Origin of the sequence: Mesorhizobium sp. M5C.F.Cr.IN.023.01.1.1 (assembly GCF_003997585.1) — a bacterium.
Taxonomy (GTDB): Bacteria; Pseudomonadota; Alphaproteobacteria; order Rhizobiales; family Rhizobiaceae; genus Mesorhizobium; species Mesorhizobium wenxiniae.
In genome coordinates this window covers 69937-86351 of record NZ_RZSU01000017.1, presented here as the reverse complement: position 1 = coordinate 86351, position 16415 = coordinate 69937, and the positions used below count along the sequence as shown (strand labels likewise).

At 61.3% G+C, this 16415-nt stretch carries 29 protein-coding genes; 19 read left to right on the top strand and 10 right to left on the bottom strand.

The window, feature by feature from the left end:
• Positions 1-816 precede the first annotated feature (816 nt).
• Positions 817-1146, top strand: a complete 330-nt coding sequence (locus EOA78_RS09980; protein ID WP_127315012.1) for a hypothetical protein — start codon at positions 817-819, stop codon at positions 1144-1146.
• Between the two features lie 22 nt (positions 1147-1168).
• On the opposite strand, the gene EOA78_RS37915 is transcribed toward EOA78_RS09980, so the two are convergent.
• Entirely contained in the window at positions 1169-1345 is a 177-nt protein-coding gene (locus tag EOA78_RS37915) for a hypothetical protein (RefSeq protein WP_348628470.1), read from the bottom strand.
• A 240-nt stretch (positions 1346-1585) separates the two neighbouring features.
• On the opposite strand from EOA78_RS37915, the gene EOA78_RS09970 reads away from it, so the two are divergent.
• Positions 1586-1840, top strand: a complete 255-nt coding sequence (locus EOA78_RS09970; protein ID WP_127315011.1) for a hypothetical protein — start codon at positions 1586-1588, stop codon at positions 1838-1840.
• Between the two features lie 27 nt (positions 1841-1867).
• On the opposite strand, the gene EOA78_RS09965 is transcribed toward EOA78_RS09970, so the two are convergent.
• Positions 1868-2059 carry a hypothetical protein gene (locus EOA78_RS09965; protein ID WP_127315010.1) on the bottom strand — a complete coding sequence of 64 codons (192 nt, stop codon included), beginning with the start codon at positions 2057-2059 and terminating at the stop codon, positions 1868-1870.
• A gap of 303 nt (positions 2060-2362) precedes the next feature.
• Here EOA78_RS09965 and EOA78_RS09960 point away from each other — a divergent pair, with 303 nt between their 5' ends.
• Genes EOA78_RS09960 through EOA78_RS09950 form a run of 3 tightly spaced genes read left to right on the top strand, consistent with a single transcriptional unit; the run spans position 2363 to position 4181 of the window.
• Entirely contained in the window at positions 2363-2806 is a 444-nt protein-coding gene (locus tag EOA78_RS09960; protein WP_206533421.1) for a hypothetical protein, read from the top strand.
• Between the two features lie 2 nt (positions 2807-2808).
• Positions 2809-3300, top strand: coding sequence for a hypothetical protein (locus tag EOA78_RS09955; RefSeq protein ID WP_127315009.1), 492 nt, complete (start codon positions 2809-2811; stop codon positions 3298-3300).
• Entirely contained in the window at positions 3300-4181 is an 882-nt protein-coding gene (locus EOA78_RS09950) for a hypothetical protein (RefSeq protein ID WP_206533420.1), read from the top strand. The genes EOA78_RS09955 and EOA78_RS09950 overlap by 1 nt, the downstream gene beginning before the upstream one ends.
• A gap of 84 nt (positions 4182-4265) precedes the next feature.
• Here EOA78_RS09950 and EOA78_RS35905 read toward each other — a convergent pair whose 3' ends face one another.
• Positions 4266-4439: a hypothetical protein gene (locus EOA78_RS35905; RefSeq protein ID WP_164783696.1), complete on the bottom strand. Its 174-nt coding sequence runs from the start codon at positions 4437-4439 to the stop codon at positions 4266-4268.
• 61 nt (positions 4440-4500) lie between these two features.
• On the opposite strand from EOA78_RS35905, the gene EOA78_RS09945 reads away from it, so the two are divergent.
• From EOA78_RS09945 to EOA78_RS09935, 3 genes are all read left to right on the top strand, one after another.
• A complete protein-coding gene (locus EOA78_RS09945; protein WP_245477445.1) occupies positions 4501-4890 on the top strand; it encodes a hypothetical protein in 390 nt (129 codons plus the stop codon).
• Positions 4891-5049: 159 nt separating this feature from the next.
• On the top strand, positions 5050-7773 hold the full coding sequence (locus EOA78_RS09940; protein ID WP_127315008.1) for an SGNH/GDSL hydrolase family protein: 2724 nt from the start codon (positions 5050-5052) through the stop codon (positions 7771-7773).
• 43 nt (positions 7774-7816) lie between these two features.
• Positions 7817-8392 carry an acyltransferase gene (locus EOA78_RS09935; RefSeq protein WP_127315007.1) on the top strand — a complete coding sequence of 192 codons (576 nt, stop codon included), beginning with the start codon at positions 7817-7819 and terminating at the stop codon, positions 8390-8392.
• Here EOA78_RS09935 and EOA78_RS09930 read toward each other — a convergent pair.
• From EOA78_RS09930 to EOA78_RS09915, 5 genes are all read right to left on the bottom strand, one after another.
• Positions 8340-8594 (bottom strand): hypothetical protein, encoded by a 255-nt coding sequence (locus EOA78_RS09930; protein WP_127315006.1) that lies wholly within the window; start codon positions 8592-8594, stop codon positions 8340-8342. The two genes, EOA78_RS09935 and EOA78_RS09930, sit on opposite strands and share 53 nt — an antisense overlap.
• Positions 8595-8607: 13 nt before the next feature.
• Entirely contained in the window at positions 8608-9207 is a 600-nt protein-coding gene (locus tag EOA78_RS09925; RefSeq protein ID WP_245477444.1) for a hypothetical protein, read from the bottom strand.
• A 543-nt stretch (positions 9208-9750) separates the two neighbouring features.
• Positions 9751-9951: a hypothetical protein gene (locus EOA78_RS09920; RefSeq protein WP_127315005.1), complete on the bottom strand. Its 201-nt coding sequence runs from the start codon at positions 9949-9951 to the stop codon at positions 9751-9753.
• A 127-nt stretch (positions 9952-10078) separates the two neighbouring features.
• Complete coding sequence (locus EOA78_RS35900) at positions 10079-10246, bottom strand: hypothetical protein (RefSeq protein WP_164783695.1); 168 nt, start codon at positions 10244-10246, stop codon at positions 10079-10081.
• A gap of 123 nt (positions 10247-10369) precedes the next feature.
• On the bottom strand, positions 10370-10549 hold the full coding sequence (locus EOA78_RS09915) for a hypothetical protein (protein ID WP_127315004.1): 180 nt from the start codon (positions 10547-10549) through the stop codon (positions 10370-10372).
• Between the two features lie 86 nt (positions 10550-10635).
• Here EOA78_RS09915 and EOA78_RS09910 point away from each other — a divergent pair, with 86 nt between their 5' ends.
• The 6 genes from EOA78_RS09910 (at position 10636) to EOA78_RS09885 (ending at position 12881) form a co-directional block, all read left to right on the top strand.
• Positions 10636-11454: an N-acetylmuramidase family protein gene (locus EOA78_RS09910; RefSeq protein WP_127315003.1), complete on the top strand. Its 819-nt coding sequence runs from the start codon at positions 10636-10638 to the stop codon at positions 11452-11454.
• A complete protein-coding gene (locus EOA78_RS09905) occupies positions 11451-11669 on the top strand; it encodes a hypothetical protein (protein WP_029351719.1) in 219 nt (72 codons plus the stop codon). Before EOA78_RS09910 ends, EOA78_RS09905 begins: the two co-directional genes overlap by 4 nt.
• A gap of 1 nt (position 11670) precedes the next feature.
• Positions 11671-11937 carry a hypothetical protein gene (locus tag EOA78_RS09900; RefSeq protein ID WP_127315002.1) on the top strand — a complete coding sequence of 89 codons (267 nt, stop codon included), beginning with the start codon at positions 11671-11673 and terminating at the stop codon, positions 11935-11937.
• Positions 11922-12134, top strand: a complete 213-nt coding sequence (locus tag EOA78_RS09895) for a hypothetical protein (RefSeq protein WP_127315001.1) — start codon at positions 11922-11924, stop codon at positions 12132-12134. Before EOA78_RS09900 ends, EOA78_RS09895 begins: the two co-directional genes overlap by 16 nt.
• Positions 12113-12457, top strand: a complete 345-nt coding sequence (locus EOA78_RS09890; RefSeq protein ID WP_164783694.1) for a hypothetical protein — start codon at positions 12113-12115, stop codon at positions 12455-12457. Before EOA78_RS09895 ends, EOA78_RS09890 begins: the two co-directional genes overlap by 22 nt.
• Positions 12458-12587: 130 nt before the next feature.
• The gene (locus EOA78_RS09885; RefSeq protein WP_127315000.1) at positions 12588-12881 is read left to right on the top strand and encodes a hypothetical protein; all 294 of its coding nucleotides are present in this window, start codon (positions 12588-12590) and stop codon (positions 12879-12881) included.
• A gap of 197 nt (positions 12882-13078) precedes the next feature.
• On the opposite strand, the gene EOA78_RS35895 is transcribed toward EOA78_RS09885, so the two are convergent.
• Positions 13079-13225: a hypothetical protein gene (locus tag EOA78_RS35895; RefSeq protein WP_164783693.1), complete on the bottom strand. Its 147-nt coding sequence runs from the start codon at positions 13223-13225 to the stop codon at positions 13079-13081.
• A gap of 263 nt (positions 13226-13488) precedes the next feature.
• Here EOA78_RS35895 and EOA78_RS09880 point away from each other — a divergent pair, with 263 nt between their 5' ends.
• From EOA78_RS09880 to EOA78_RS09865, 4 genes are all read left to right on the top strand, one after another.
• On the top strand, positions 13489-13818 hold the full coding sequence (locus EOA78_RS09880; protein WP_127314999.1) for a hypothetical protein: 330 nt from the start codon (positions 13489-13491) through the stop codon (positions 13816-13818).
• 323 nt (positions 13819-14141) lie between these two features.
• Positions 14142-14447, top strand: a complete 306-nt coding sequence (locus EOA78_RS09875) for a DUF1236 domain-containing protein (protein WP_127314998.1) — start codon at positions 14142-14144, stop codon at positions 14445-14447.
• 96 nt (positions 14448-14543) lie between these two features.
• The gene (locus EOA78_RS09870; protein WP_127314997.1) at positions 14544-14744 is read left to right on the top strand and encodes a hypothetical protein; all 201 of its coding nucleotides are present in this window, start codon (positions 14544-14546) and stop codon (positions 14742-14744) included.
• A gap of 78 nt (positions 14745-14822) precedes the next feature.
• Positions 14823-15032: a DUF2934 domain-containing protein gene (locus EOA78_RS09865; protein ID WP_127314996.1), complete on the top strand. Its 210-nt coding sequence runs from the start codon at positions 14823-14825 to the stop codon at positions 15030-15032.
• 93 nt (positions 15033-15125) lie between these two features.
• Here EOA78_RS09865 and EOA78_RS09860 read toward each other — a convergent pair whose 3' ends face one another.
• Entirely contained in the window at positions 15126-15620 is a 495-nt protein-coding gene (locus EOA78_RS09860; protein ID WP_245477443.1) for a hypothetical protein, read from the bottom strand.
• Positions 15621-15689: 69 nt separating this feature from the next.
• Here EOA78_RS09860 and EOA78_RS09855 point away from each other — a divergent pair, with 69 nt between their 5' ends.
• A complete protein-coding gene (locus EOA78_RS09855; RefSeq protein WP_127314995.1) occupies positions 15690-16415 on the top strand; it encodes a GntR family transcriptional regulator in 726 nt (241 codons plus the stop codon).

The following is a 16415-nucleotide window of genomic DNA, read 5'->3' as shown; positions in this document are numbered from 1 at the left end:
CCTTGATCTTTTCACTGATCATTCGCTTAGCTTCCCGCTCTGCCGGCTTGCCTCCCTTGGCAATTCGCAATGTGCGAAGCCAGATGACCTGCTGCGCCTCCATCGCAGAGAAACAGAGATCGACCCACGGATTGTACATTAAGAATGTTCCTGACCGGCACGGGAGAACGGCAGCATTGACTGTTGGTTCCGCGCGGGCAAGGCAGGCCGAAGAGATGCTGCGCCACGCTTTGCTGAAGGATTTCCGGGAAGAAAGCGAAACGCATCTCGTTTGCTCCCATAGGCGGAAGCACCTATTATGCTTAGCGGAAAGCATTAGGATCGAGGATGCCCCTGCCGAACAAACCTGTCTACCTTCGCTGGCATCCGGCCGCCTCCGGTGAACCACCAGCTGGCGCTTTTTCGTCTCTAAGCGCAAGCCGGTATGACTCAATCCAAGACGCTTTAACGGCCGCGAAAACGCCACCCTTCCAAGGTGCCCGTCCGTGGATAAGAGAAGGTCGTCAGGTTATCAGCCCATCTCAAATAGATCATCTGTTGGGTGGCGGGAGCGGTGAAGGAGATGTCAGTGCCCACCGGACCTAAAGGCCAGAAGCGCCCCGCCGATGTGATCGGCAATGCCGTCCGCGTCACATCATTCCGAAGCTGAAGTGCGCCAAGTGCGGCAGCAAGCGCGTGGGCGTGATCTACACGCCAGACACGACACCGACAGGCTATGCGAAGGCGAAGGGGCAATGACCGACAAGGCTGATTCTGCCATTACAAGTCTTTCTAGGTAATGTTTATCTCTTCTAGGAAAGGTCGGCGTGAGAAAGAATGGAGAACTATCATGCTGGTTTTATTTTTGTCTTCGTGTGCTTTATAATTGGATTCGTTTTTATTATTCTTGCAACTATTCAGGAGAATAGGTTTGCAGCGCAGGCGACAGCTTGGCCGGTGCTTGAGGCCAGGGTTGAAGATAGACTGACTGCGGCTGTTGATCCTGTCACTTACAATATAAGAGTGAGTTACTTGTTCGATGGCAAGAAATACGACTCAGTAGCTAAGAATTTTTATAGAAAAGAGACGACCAATAAACATGCCGGAGACACTGTTTTCATAAAGGTAAATCCAATAAAACCGGATGTATGCGTACTGTTTTCGTAGGAGCCCGTCTGTACCGACAAGCCTAGTCCACCATGTCACGCAGCGGCTTCTTGCGTTTCGGCGGCCGGTATTTCTCCAATAGCCTGACCTTATCAATGTCGACCGTCACCAGCGGTCCCAGATCAACGGTCACCCTGCCGTCTTCCTCATCTATGCGCGTGATCTCTCCGGTGAGCTCGATCTGTTGCCCCTTCTTCATCTTAGTATGATCGATGATCGAATGCGGGAAGTTGTAAGAGGGATTGATACGCTGACGCGGTCCTCTGTGACCCGTCTGCGGACTGTGGCATTAATCGCCACCAGAACTCCAATCCCAATTCCCCGCGCCATTCCATGAGTCTGGGGCGGTCGGCGTCTTAGTCAAGAGATTGCTAAAATAGGTGGCCGCTTCATCCAATCGATGGACGAAACCCATCAAGGGCCGGTGCTAATTTGATGCATGTCGCGACCTTACTTACGCCCGAGCCACCTTGCTATCGCTATCCTCGCGATCAGCGTCAGCAATGCCGAAGCTGCGGACCGCAAGATCGAAACCGCGACGCTCGGTACGTACGCCAATTCGAAGAACCTGCCGGTTTGCACCGCGTCAAGCTCACTCTTTGAAGCCCTCGGTGACAAGTGTTTTCTCGACAAAGGTTCGAAGATCTATGGCGACATCGCCGAGCTGTCCCAGATAATCACTTTGGCATGGTAGCCGGAGCAATAACGGCGCAGAGCTTTCTCAAGTCTGGTCGTTAGTCCTGCCAAGCGCGGCGGCCAGTTCGGACGCGCGCGCAAGGATTCCACGGGACCTCTTTGTCAGCCGGCGGTTCTGCTCGATGAGTTCCTGAGATCCTTTGATGCGGATGAGGCTTTGCCGCTCCCTCTCATCGAGCTCCTTAACCAGCTTTTTGGTGTCGTTGATCTGTAGCATGGTGATGCCGCCTTCAAAAGCGTTCGCCCGCGATTCAAACCCGCGAGGCTGGAAACCGTTCCCTAGGCATCGCGTAAGTGCGTCTAGCGGGCATAGTTCGGCGTAACAAATCGCCTTCTACCAAAACCAGGCAGGCAGACCTTTTGAACCTTTTGAGTGTTCGCGCTTACGGCTCGCTGAAGGGGCTTCACGCGAGACGACCCCCTCTGGCCTGCCCTCTTTGCCAAACCTTGGCATCTCCCCCTCAAAGGGGGAAATCAGCGGCATCGCCGTTTTCCATCACCCTCCTAAAAGGACCCTCCCGTGACCCCAATCCCCGATGACAAGCGCCGCGCCGCCGCGCAAAGTGAAGCCTGCGTCGACATCGCAGCACTTGCCGACGAGATCCGGGCAAACGCCGCTTCCCTCGAAGAGCGCTGGCGCATGGCCCAGTGGCTGATAGAACAGCTGCGCCAGCAATTGTTCGACGCCGATACCTTGCGCCGCGCCGTCGCCACCGGCAACAGCCAGTTCGACGCCGCCGGCGCTGCGGACCTGAAAATCAACCTGACCGCCATCCGGCGCGCCGCCATCGCCGGGCGGCGAGCGGCAGCACCCGCTCGTCTCAGCGCGGCAGCGATCCAGGCCGACAGACTGCTTCTGTCCCTCCTCAGCCCCGGCGGCGCGCTCGACCCGCGCCCGGCGCTCGGCGCGCCGGTTGGAGCCATCACGGGCAGATTTTCGCTTCGTGGCCGAGGCCGCGGCTGACCATGTGCACACTTGCCCTTATCGGCACGGCTCTTTCGGTCGGCGGCGCGCTGGTCGAGGGCCAGCAGTCGAGGCAGATGGCCGACTATCAGGCCAAGGCCTATGAGCAGCAGGCGCGGGCCGACGCGCAAGCCGCGGCCTTCGAACAGGGCCAGGAACGCCACAAGCAGGACCTCCTGCTGTCGCAGGCGCGCGCCCAGGCCGGCGCCTCGGGCGTCGCCATATCAGGCACTCCGACCGAGGTGCTGGCGGCCAATGCGAGACAGGGCCAGCTCGACATCAAGGCGATCCAGTACGGCTCGCAGCTGCGCCAGAACAGTCTGAACAGGCAAGCGGCGATCTCGCGCTTTTCCGGCAGGCAGGCGGCGGCCGCGTCGATCTCTAGGGCAGGCGGCAATTTCGTGTCCGGCCTTTCCGGCATCTACGACCCCAGCAAGGCCGTGACGTTCGGCAAGAGCGCCTTTCCGCCGGCGCCGGGCGGAGGGCTTTACTGATGGCGACCATCCCCCTCCACCTTGCCCAGCGCCGACTCGACACCGGCAATGTGGTTTCCTATCCCGGTGGCTCGCCGGTCGGCGCCGCCATGCAAGGCTTTGGCGCCGAGTTCTCGGCTGTCGCCGAGCGCTTCCAGCAGCAGAAGCAGCAGCAGGATGCCTTCGACGCCGAGGTCATCGGCCGCGAGTTGAACGGGCAGATCGCCCAGGCCGAAAACGAGGCGATCCAGAATGCGCCGGCCGACGGTCGTGGCCTGCATGACGCGATATACGGCCAGGTCGATCCCCGCACCAACGGCGTCATCAAGTCCGGCCTGTTCGATAAGATATTCGACAGCGCTGTGCCGAAAGTGCCGGAGAGCGAACGCGCCAACTTCATCAGGAAAAAAGAGGCTTTAAGGCTGGCCGGCTCGGCACGCATGGCCGCACAGCAATATGCGCGCCGCCAGGCCTATGAGCAGGCCGAATGGTCCAAGGCGCAGGACGCCTACACAAGCGCCATCGCGCAGAGCGATCCGGACGACACCGCAGCGTTCGAAGCGATCAGGCAGAGCGGGTTCGACTTCATCGCCAAGATGGGCAACCCGGTCGGCAGGGAATTGGCCGAAGCTGCATGGCGCAGCAACACGGCAAAGGCGCTCGCCCAGGCGATGATCGCCAAGGATCCGGGCCGCGCTGTTGAACTGATTGGCGCCGAGCCTGCCGCGAAGGAGACCATCGGCGCGATCAACGGTGAAACCACCGGCGCTGAAGGCGGCACCGACCTGTCGGCGGAAAACCCGAACGGGACCGCTTCGGGCGACGACCGCCTTGCCGCTCTCAGGCCCGACGACAGGGCTGCGCTCGCTTGGCTGGCCGGCGCCTCGGTGGCGCAAAACTGATGTCCGCACCGGGCGGCCGGGCTAGATTTCTCGTTACCTGCCCCTGGGCCGTCAGCTCACCGACATCTTAGCGCTCCTACTCTTTCACGTCTCGTCTTCGTAGGCTTGTTCATAGGAAAAACACAAGGTTCCTGAAATCGCCGCTGGCAATGGACGCAGGTATGTGGTCGTTTCCAGGGCGATGAGAGCGACGGCGGCCTTTCTTACGACACAGACTTTTGGTTCTGGATTTGAAATTCCCAGCTCTGATGCGATCATTGGAGCGGCAACTTCAAATCCCCTGGCCCATCCAGACTTTCAGATGAAGGACTGACCCATCTTGTTGCGCTTAGACTCTTATCCGATGCTGGCAAGAATCGCCTTCCTGGTCACGTTGGCCGGCGTTCTCCTGCTCACTCTTCTTCCGGTGCGGTTCTTGCCGGATCTCGGCATGGCCGTCACGCTTCACGATGACAAGCTCCAACACGCCATCGCCTTCGCGGTGCTGGCGGCCCTGGGAAGCCTCGGCTGGCCGGGACACAAGGCAAGGCTGGTTGTTCTTCTCGCCTTTACCGGCGCGGCGATCGAGGTTCTTCAGGGCGCCCAACTGATAGGGCGCGATCTGGATGGGTTCGACTGGGTTGCCGACTGCGCCGGCATGGCGTTGGGGCTGACAATCGCCGGCTGGACAAAGAGGCGCGTTGGGAGGCGCGTTGTCGGATTGCCATAGGCCGCAACGGTTTTGGGCGCCCTTTTCTTTTGAAGCCGGAGCCGCGCCTCTTCCGCGCCCCGCAGATGTGCCATGGACCGCGCGTCCCCTAAGCGCACGCTGAAATCATAGAGCACTTTCAAGCCTCGCTTTCGCGGGGCTTTTTCATGGAGAAGCCTGATGGCTCGACCTGCAACTGCCGCCGTTCGACTTCTGACCGGCGAACGCGAACCCGTGCGCCTAGCGACCACGGTCAACATTCTCCTTCATGGCCTGCAGATCATTGACGGCGTGCTATGCGAGGTTGGCGACCGCGTGCTGGTCAAGGACCAGGCTGACCAAAGACAGAACGGCATCTACACGGCGAGCGAGGGCGAATGGTTCCGCGCTGCCGACGCCCGCACCGCCCGCGCGATGCAGAAGGGGACGACGGTTCACACCCAGGTCGGGTCGGCCCATGCCGGTCGGGTGTTTGAATTTATGGCAGACGAGCCGGCGGTGGGCAGCGATGCCATCACCATTGTTCCTTTCGTGCCGCCTGACGTTGCGGAGGTGGTCGATGAGGTCGAGGCGCTGCGCGATGAAACGCAGGTGCTGAAGGATGCCACTGGCGCCAGTGCCGGCCAGGCAGCCGCCAGCGCTGCCAGCTCCGCCGCGAATGCCGGGCTGACCGCCGCCGATGTCGTCACGACCGCCGCCAATCTGGCCGGCGCACAGGCGGCGCGCGACGCGTCTTTGTATGGCAAGGGCATCTTTCCGACCATCGCGGCGGCGATCGGCCTTGGCGTCATCGGCAGCGGTGCGATCACGGCGGGCTCCGGGGGCACCAACGGCACCTTCGACCTGGCATTTGCCGGCGGCGCCGGTTCGGGCGCCGCCGGCCGCTTCGTGGTGGCGGGCGGAGCGCTGACGCAGATCCTGATCACCGCGCCCGGCACCTACACGGTGGCGCCAAATTTCAGCTTCGCGGCATCGGCGGGATTGGCAGGCGCGGCCGCCGCAGTCGTGCTCGGCAAGAATGCCGATGTCGGCGAATATTTTTGGACGGAAGTCTCGGCCGGGGTCCTTGGGCTGTACAACGTCACAGCAGGGCCGGTGGCGACTGATACTGGCGTTCGCGCCGCGACATCCTCCTTGATGTCGGCTGTTGAACTCATGATGATGATTCAGGGCCTCAGCCTCCCTACCACTAAAATGGTGGAATCCATCGGCTCAGGCGTCAGCCCGTCCGTCTACCGCTCATATTCTTTTGTTTCGGGAGACACCATTGAGCATGTCGTGATAGCGCGGGCCGGCGAACGGGCCATGCTCCAGCTTATTCACACTGCCGCTGGCGCGGCATACACGGCCAACTTCAATCTCGAAGAAGGCGTGGTCGTAAGCACGTTCGGCGCGAACATCGTCAGTGCCAGCATCTCCGCCCTTGGGGGCGGCTGGTTCGAATGTAAAGCCGTTGTTTTGGTGGGTTCAAACGTCACCAATAACGTGCAGGTTCGCATGTCGGCGGCAGGCAATCTCCCCTATACCGGGGACGGCACGAGCGGCCTGTACATTCGCAGTATCATCCTCCGCAAGCAGGGACTGACGGCCAACCTCTTCCCGAGCAGCGATCCGGCCAACGCAGCGTTCACCAAACAGAACGTCACGGTCACCACCACGACCAGCCCAAATGCCCCATCGCTCATCACCCTCCCGGATACGGTCGAAGAACTCTACATTCGTGCGATTGGCCGCATGTCGGCGACCAAACTCGTCGAGCCAAGCGGATCGGCTAGCCCTTCGGTCTACCAAGCCAAGAGCGTGGTCTTGGGCGACGCCGTCGTCTGGAAGGTCATCGCCAAAAAGGGCGAACGCTATCGGCTCAACCTGTTCTCCAATAACGCCGCGATCTTCAACTGCACGTTCGATCTCGAAAACGGCACCGCAAGCGGCACCGGTGCGAGCATCGTCGCGCTCGGCAATGACTGGTATGAATGCACGGTCATTGTCACAGCGACGGCCTCGGCGTCAACGAACTGGCAGCACCGCATCTTCGCAGCCGCCGGTACGCACCCCTACGTCGGCGATGGCGCATCTGGTCTCTATGTTCTATCCTCCAAGCTCCACCTCAACGGCGGCGCGAACCTCTTTGGCGATTCTGAAAATCACTCCACTTCCGCTTGGACCAAGAGCGCAGGGGTAACGGCCGTCGCCAATGCCGCTCTTTACCTCGGCTTGCTGGCCAACGGGGCTGACATCGGTGGCGATCCCTACGATGACGGCCGCGAAGCTCTGGTCGGCAAGAAATTGGCGACACTAGGCGACAGCATCACGATCGCCGGCTTTTATACCAGCGTCATAGCCAGCCAGACTGGGATGGTGCTGACAAACCTCGGCGTCAGCGGCGCGTCGCTCGGTCAGTCGACGACAGCATACGCGAGCTTCGGCATCTACAACCAGATTGCGAACATACCGGCAGACACCGAGGTCGTCACAATCGCGGCAGGTATCAACGACTTTGGAGCCCAGGAGGTCGTCCTGGGTGCGCTGGGGCAGACCACCACGGCCACGTTCTACGGAGCTCTCTGGGCCGCCGTCGTCGCCATCAGGACTCAGGCACCGAACGCGAAGATCATTTTCTTCGTCCCGTACAGCGGCGACTCCACCCACGCCACCCACAGGATCATGAGGACCAACGGGCAGGGCAAAACTCTGGATCAGTTCATGAGAGCGGTGCGCGAGGTGGCCTTGCTGACCTCGTGCGCCTATCTGGATGTCGGCGGCGAGAGCGGCCTCGGCTACTTCATGCCTGCCTCATACACTTCAGACGGCCTCCACATCAACGCCGTGGGCGGCCTGAGGTACGGAATCTACTGCGTCGAGGGTCTTCGTCGTCTGTCGCGCGCGGGCTACTTTGGAGCGTGATCGCGTCTAGACCAGTCGGATCGTATATGGCAGACATTCGCCGATGCGCCTCTTCTCAGCTATCCTCGCAATTCGTCGTCGGTTTTGGTCTTGGATCGCCACCGGCGCAGCCAAGGAGAACGCCATCATCGGACCTCGAACGCGGTTCGGTGCCGGAGCCGAAATCTTTAACATCCATGGCGACCGTTCACGGGTGAAGATCGGAGCCGATAGCCATCTGGATGGGCATTTGCAGGTCTTCGCGCATGAAGGTCGAATTGAGATCGGGGATTGGTGTTACGTGGGAGCAGGATCAACCATCTGGTCATCTGATCCGGTCGGGATCAAGATTGGCAAAGGGGTTCTGGTCTCTTCGGGGGTTGCGATCCACGACACGAACTCGCATCCGATGGATCATGAGAAGCGTTTCGCACAGACAGTGGCGATTTTTCGGGCCGGCCATCCTCGCGCCGATCCGGGCATCCGTTCCGCCCCGGTCACTATCGGCGATGACGTTTGGATCGGCACCGGCGCCATGATCATGAAGGGCGTGACGATCGGCGATCGAGCAATAATCTCGGCGCGCGCTATTGTTCGGTCGGACGTTCCCGCCGATGCGCTGGTGCGCGCGACTGACTAATGAAAAATGCGTTCGGCTGCCGCTCATCAATGAGCGCCGCACCGTCGTAGAGCTCCACATGCATGTGTGGCATCTTCTTGCAAATCTCTTTGAATTGCGCCCGCATCTCGGCCGCATCTTCACGGGCTGCAATCGGCATGGAGAGCTGCCGTTGCTCATCAACAGCATGGATGGTGAAGCGAAGGGGCGGACCAACGTGCACGCTTTAGCTCCTGTTAGGACGCGGCATCGACAAAAGGCATGTGCTTGATCCGCCCCCACTGCTCCTTCGCTGTCGTGCCCGACCATCGGTTGCGAAGGGTGCTCTCTCGATAGGCATGGGCGGGGTCTAGTTGCGGCATGTTCGAAGCCTCAGGCAGGAAAAAGACATTTCCGCCGGCGGCTGAGACGGCGACAAGCTTGTAGCCGTGCGTCTTGCATAATTTCGTCAAGGCGGTGATCGAGGCGCCATGATACCAACCGCTGTCGTGCTTGGCCATGCGGTCAAATGCCGGCTCATAGGGCACAGTAACGGGGTTTAGGCCGAAACTGGCATTGTACTCGACGACCACGACCGCAGGACGCGCTGGCAGCAGAGCCTTCAGGAACCAGTAGTCGTTGCCGTCAACGTCGACTGAAAGCACGCCAAGTTGCGGGAAATGCGTTCCAAGGCTGTCGATATTGTCCAAGGTGATGAAGCTCTGCCGTGCTTCGATCCGCTTCGGCAGCACGGCCTTGGCCAGCCGGACTGTCGTATCGTCGCCGTCGACTAGGAGTCCTTTGAAATCAGCTAGACCGATGCAGTTGTATTCCGTCGGGTGAAACCCAAATTCCAAGAAGGTTCTTGGGCTTTGGCCGACGATCCGCGACAGAATCGCGCTCTCGTCGGACTGCGGGGAACCGCCAAACCGAGCCTTCGCCAGATGAAAGTAGTAGCGAAGCGGACTCGCCCGAAGGGACGCGTGCATGCGGGATCGTACAGTCATCATTTGATGCCTCCTCGACCCCCCAGCCGCGACTTAACTTTTGCGGCAAGCGGCCTCGCTTGGCAAGTTCACGCGGAACAGATGCTCTCTGGGTTCGGCTCAGGCTTCCGGCCGATTGCTGTCCGGTTTCTGCTTTAAAGCGCTCCGATCTTCACGACGGGAACACGCCTGTCGCGCTCTCTGGACCGCAATTCGCGATAGGTCTTTATCTTGAGGGTGCCACCCGGCAACTTGATACGCACTGCCACCGGTTCAAACTCCCGCCGTGCAACGCAACGATGATGTGCGATGCAGCAATTAGAGAACTTCCCCTGGGGAAGAGTCAACAGCCGATAGGCGCGTTGTGACTGTTCCGGAAGGATTGAGCGCAGGCGCCTGATGACGTTCAGGGCGTCAAAGCGTTGCCCTGGGGCTGTCAGGATCGTCCGGTGCACCCGGCGGGTCGTTCAAGGGACGCTGGCGGTTAGACCACCAGGTAAAATACAGCGAACCCATCCTCAGAACCGGTATGCGGCGGGCGCGCTCGCGCTCGCGCAACTCCCGATACATCTTCACCTTCAAGGTGCCGCCCGGCAACTTGATACGAACCGCCATCAGCCCAACCCCCATTGTGCAGCGCAGCAATTAGAGAGCTTCCGCGGCGGAAGAGTCAACCCGGTCATTGACTATTTTCGGGGCTATCTTCTGGGACTGTTTCCAGAAGGGTCGGTGCGGCTCGGGATCATCGTTTTGGCGGGCGCCCTGACGGCGATATGCTGCTCGGCCACCAGACGATGAAGTAATTTCCGACCTGCCAGACCGGAACTTCGCGCTTCTGTTCGCGGCGGCGCAACTCGTCCTTCGTCTTGATCTTCAAGGTCCCGCCCGGAAGCCTGATCCTTATTGTCACGTGCCCTCCCGCACCCTGTGTCTCCCAAGGTACGAACGGTTCATGGGAGCAGTTTCATCCCGGCTAAGCAATTTCGGATCAGGTGGCAAGACGGATCGAGCTGTTTTCAAATGGTCAACACCGTCACTTGAAGAAATCCGCCATGCCCTGGATGGCCAGGAATGCATAGAGGATCGGCCCGGCTATCAGCCCGCAATAGAGGCACAGGATCGCTGCCAGCGCCACAAGCAGGGGCTTGTCGCGGCCGACGGCGCATAGCTCGGCCTTCACCGTCCAGCGCGCCGTTCCTTCATCTTGCGACATGGGCCGCTGTCCTCCCGATCTCCGCTCCTCTTGGGGCTCATTTCACACAGTCGGTTGCAAACATCAACCTGGGAAAGGACAAGACCATGGATACCACCTTCAAGGGCGCCGCCAGGCGCCTGGTCGACCTCGATCTGCCAGAACTTGGCGCCAGGATCGGCGTCGGCGAGGATGAGATCCACGCCTTTCTCGATGTCGAGACCAGCGGGCATGGCTTCGACGCCCATGGCCGGCCGATCATCCTGTTCGAGCCGCATGTCTTTTTTCGCAACCTGTCGGGGACGAAGCGGGCGCAAGCTGTCGCGGCCGGGCTTGCCTATGTCAGGTGGGGCGAGAAGCCTTATCCCCGGGACAGCTATCCGCGCCTGAAAGCGGCTATCGCGATCGACGAGACGGCGGCGCTTAGATCGGCGTCGTGGGGCCTCGGCCAGGTTCTCGGCGAGAATTTCAAGGCGGCCGGCTTCCTTACCGTGCAGGCCATGGTCGAAGCCATGATGGAGGACGAGGCGCTGCAGCTGGCGGCGGCGGTCAATTTCATCGCCGCCAACCGGCTCGACGGCAAATTGCGCAATCATGATTGGGCCGGCTTTGCCAAGGGCTACAACGGCGCGTCCTACAGCAAGAATGCGTACGATATCAGGCTTGCCGACGCGTTCCGCAAATGGTCTGGGATCAGGGACACGCCGTGGCCGCCCGCTGCCCCAGCACAGCCTCCAGCGCCTGTTCCGATCCCGCAGGCTCCGCAGCTGAACGGTTCCCCGACTTCGGAGGCAGAGCCGGGCAGGGCTGGAGTGCGGCCCGGACCGTTGCCCGGATTCTGGGCCGCAGTCCTGGCCCCGTTGGTCGCCGCAATCCTCTCCTTGCTTCGAAAGGCCCCCTCTTTGTTTCGAAAGGCAAAGCCATGACGTGGTTCAATACCAATGCCGCGCACAATCTGATCAATGTGCTTATCCTGCTGCTTACTGGCCTGGTCGGCTTCGACTGGACGATGTTCGGCATCGACGCGGCCCTGGCGCTCAAGATCACCGGGGTGCTGACCCTGCTCAAGATCCTGATGAATGTCGTCCGCGACGGCGTCGCCGGCCTCGTCAGAAGACAGCCCGCCGTGGAGGGCAATTGAGATGTGGGTGCTTTCCATGCTGAGCGCGCTCGCCGGCAACGAGGCGATCATGGCGATCTTCGCAGCACTCGTCGGCGGCATCGGCCTCTTTGTCGCCGGCGGCATCAGCCGGGCCAAGAAAGATACGGCCAGGCGAGCTGCGGAAAAACTCGCCGCCGCGCAGGATCGCCTCGAAATGGACCGCGAGGCGACAGATGCCGAACGCGCGGCGCGCGACCTGCCGGACGAAGCCGCACGGCGGGAGGCGATGCGATGGGCAAGGCACTGATGATCGGCCTCCTGTTTGGGGGCCTGTTGCTCGCCGGATGCACAACGCCGGTTTCGCCGGCGCGTCAGGTCTGGTGCGACCATAACCAGCCGCGCCGTCCGTCCGCGGTCGTCGTCGCCGCGATGACGCGGCCCGAGCTCGACGACGTGAATGCCTACAACGGGAAGGGCGCCAGATGGTGCGGGTGGAGGCCGTGATGATACAGGAGTTTCTCGATGCTCTCGGCATCAAGGCGCCGGTGGTGGTCGCCGGCCTTTCCGGCGGCATTTTGCGAGCCTTGTCGCGCCACCGTTACAAGGTTCGCGAGATGGTGGCGTCGCCGATCTGCGGCGCACTGGCGGCGGCCTACCTGACATTGCCAGTGGTGCATTATATCCGCGCGGCTCTGCCGATTCCGTCGCCTGACGACGACACCACGACGCTGGCCGCGGCGTTCCTCATCGGCGTCTCGGCGATGTGGATCTCAGACATCGTCTTCGAGGTGGTGGTGAGGCGGTTCAAGCCGGAGAAGGAGGAGTGAGATCGCGCCTGTCTTATTGCGCCGCAGTAACAGCCTCTTGCGGGAGACGCTGCTCCGGGTGAAGGTGGGGTGAAGGTGCGGAACCACGGGCGACGGTGCGCGTTAGGCACGACCCTTGTGAGGATGTACCATGCCAGCTCGCCCAATCGTCTCGACAGCCGCAGCGATCCTGCTCGGCGCCACAAGCATGGCTTACGCCCGGCCGGATGCGCGCACCATGACATGCGAACAGACGCAGCAACTGATCCAGAGCCGGCGCGCGATCGTCCTGACCACCGGCCGCAACACCTATGATCGATATGTCCGCCAATTTGGCAATGAGTGCGACTGGCCCGACGTGCCTGTCGCCTCCTATGTCCGGACGCTTGACGGTCAATGTCGGGTCCATCGATGTGAGGAACCGGTTTTCGATTTCCCGGACTGAGAAGCAGCCGGCGTCTCCAAGGTCTGTTCGCGCGACGTCTCTTCGCGCGACTTCGAGGGGGCCGATGCCCTAAAGCGCGTCGCGTTCGACCGACCTCACGCGACGCGCTTTAGACTGTTGATTCCTGCATGTCGCTATCGCAAAACCGCTGCACACCCTCGGGTCAGGCCCGAGGGCATGCTTTTGCGCGACATGCATTAGAAGCCGAAGAACTGCCAGCCGATCAGATATCCAAGCGCGACGACCACCAGGGGAAACAAGGCGGGCGCCAGCCGGCTGAGGGCGGAGCTCCTTGCCGGTTCCTTCGGGGCATTCCTGACGGCGTTTCCGAGATTCTTGGTCATGGTCCGATATAGTAGCAATCGCTGATTAACGATTCCCCAACATGCTGCGCCCGCCCCGGAAACGGGGCGGTTTTTCGCGTCTCCCACGGAACTCGTCGCTCTTGCCGCTCAACTATCGTGTCGGTCGAATAGCAACGGAGATCATGAATTTGCAGGGCGTTTCCTTGAACCAGCATGGAGTCGGGCGCGTTGCCGCATGCGGGAACCAATCGCTGCCAATTGCTTTGGCAAGGAGATGATCCTTCGCAGGAAAGGAGTTCGACATGAAACCTTTCGCATTCTTGCCAAGCACGTTGATGCTGGGCGCACTGATGTTATCGGCCTCGGTTGCCGCTCAGACGGATAGCCAGACACATGACCAGGCGCCTGCCCAGTCCGGCCCCTGCCAGGCCCAGCCGCAGAATGGCCAGCAGCAGAAGCCGCCCGTCAACAATGGTGCCGGCGACAGCCTGACCGCCACGCTTGATCCCTGCAACGGCGTGCTGCTGCCGCCGCCGACCGGCGATCAAGGCATGGCCGCACCGCCGCCGGACCAAGGGAAGACACCGGTGCTCAAGCCCGGCGAGGTGCCGGCGCAGCCGCCGAACCAGTAGCCCGTACCCGCCGTCCCGCCGCGGTTCGCAGGCATTCCGCTTGCGGCCGGAACATTTAGTTCTTGCTAATTGTTCTTATCGAAGCAGTCGATATCACCCCCCTCCGGTATCGCTGCTGATCGGGAGATCCGATCGGCCCGCGTGCCTGCGGACAGGAACGCGGGCCACTGCGATTTCTCCCAGCAACGCACCAAGGCGGCACCAATGCGGCGATCGATTAGCCGCCGCTCACGGAACAACAAGGTTGCGTGGGCGTTTTGTAATGTGGGCCTGCCGTTCCCGAGTATAGAAGGCAGAGCCCGCAAACCAGACAGGAGAAGACGATGAAAATCCACCTTGTTCCTGCCGCGGCCGGGCTGGCTATGTTCGCCGGTATCGGCGTGGCCACCGCAGACCAGGTGATTATCACGCCCGAGCAGCAAACAGTCGTCCGCGAATATGTGCAGAGGCACCCGCTGGCGTCGATCAGCCTTTTGGGAGTGGAGCTCAATGTCGGTTCCACTTTGCCCGAAACGGTTGAACTTCACCCGATCGAGGTTCCCGACGTCGAATACAGATACGTGGTCGTCGACGATCGCACCGTGCTGGTCGATCCCGGCACCCGCAGGATCGTGCAGGTCATTGAGTGACCTTCACCCGCCGCTCTCTCGGGAAGACGCAAGGGGGAGCGGCGGCTCGCCGGCAGGCCGCCGGCCGTTGATCGTCTGTGGCGGGAAGGAGCTTCCATGTTGCCGCATGTCGAGTCACGCAATGTGGCCGCATCTGTCGACAAGCTGCTTGCTGAACGGAGCACTGCACTGTTGTCGATGAAGGAGTTGATTGCAGCGGTGCGTGAGCGAACAGGAACGGAGCGCTCGGACGCGGATCTGGCGGGGCTGATCACCAAAAAAGCGGCACTTCTCGGTGTCGCGGTTCTGTCCGACTAGGGCTGAAGCCGCCCAAGACGCCGATCGAAATTTCAGCTAAAAGTTGTCGCTCACGGAATTGAGCCGATGGAGGCAACAGTGACGGACGACAGGCAGGAACGCATTCGCCAACGGGCCCACGCGATCTGGGAGCAGGCCGGCCGGCCCGACGGCGCGCACCAGCAGCACTGGGATCAGGCCACAGCCGAGATCGACGGTGAGGAGAGCAGGCCGAAAGCGAAGGGTCGCGCGACCGGAAAGGCCACCAAGCCAAAAGCTGTCCGACCGCGCAAGAGTTCAGCAAGCTAGAGCATAGCGCGTCGGTAACACAGCGTTTCGGCCGCGGACGAAAACTCTGTCCGTGCCGCGGCCGAAAGCGCAAGTCCCTGAAATCGATCTCGGCTACTTGCCGCAGTGATTGTCGTTGACGGTCGGTGAAACCGTGCCGGGAGCCTTGTTCATTGCATCCGGCATCGCGCCCTGCGGGCCTATAGGGCAGTTACGAACGGCAGAATTCAAGTCGTCAGGGCCCGCAATAATGCTACCCGTAGTCCCGGGATCGACGGCATACGGCTCAGCGAGGTTCGGATCGACCGGGGCAGGGTCGGTGACGACGCTTCTGTCGCTGCCGGGACGCATGTCAGGGTCTGGGTCGCTGGTATTCTGGGCCATCGCAGAGGTGGCCAGACCGGCGGCGAGTACGGACGCTGCGAGAATCTTCGTAAGCATGAGTTTTCTCCATTTTTCTCGGTTGTCGCCGCATTTACGACTATAGAAAAAACCGCTCGGAGGTGGGGTGGTGAAGGTTCCCACATAATTCCAGCCTGCGACGAACCGTTCGTGATCAGCAAAGCAATCCTTGCCCCGGTATGGGGAACTCAAAAGCGTGCTGGCCACGAGCCGTTGACATGACCGCCATGTCACGGTAGTGAACAGGACTATACAGGTCTACTGAACAGGTATTCCATGGCGCGTCGCACGGCTCTGTCGACTCCCGGTACGGGCAAGCCCGAACGGATCGCCACCGTCCTCGAACACGAGATCCGCTCCGGCGTGCTCGGCTTCGGCGACCGCTTGCAGAGCGAGAACGAGCTCGTCCAGCGCTTTTCCGTCAGCCGCAACACCATCCGCAAGGGTCTCGAGGAACTGTCGAGCCGCGGGTTGATCACCACCAAGGTCGGCATCGGCTCGTTCGTCACCTTCGACGGCATGCCGGTCGACGACGCCGTCGGCTGGTCGCGGGCGCTGGCCAATGCCGGCGCCAATGCCGACACGCGCACGCTGAGGCTCGAAGTCATGCAGGATGCCGAACTCGCTGCTAGACTGGGCGTCGAAAGCCCGTTCTTTATCGCCGTTGACCGGGTGCGCAGCAACGCCGATGACGGCCACGCCATCTCGATCGAGCGCAGCCGCTTGCCGCTGTCGCCCGAGCTGGAGGACGTGCCGCTGCGCGGCCTGCGCGAGGGCTCGCTGCACCAGACGCTGCGAGGGGCGGGGCTCGTCCCCGATCACGGCGAGGAGTGGGTCGATATCGAGATGCTGAGCGCCGAGGACGCGGCCATTCTCGATTGCGCGGCCGGCGCGCCGTTCCTGCGCACGCGGCGGTTGACGCGCGCGGCCGATGGCCGCGCCATCGAATTTGTCACCAGTCTTCTCAATCCGGCGCATTTTGCACTTCACCTGGAGTTCTGA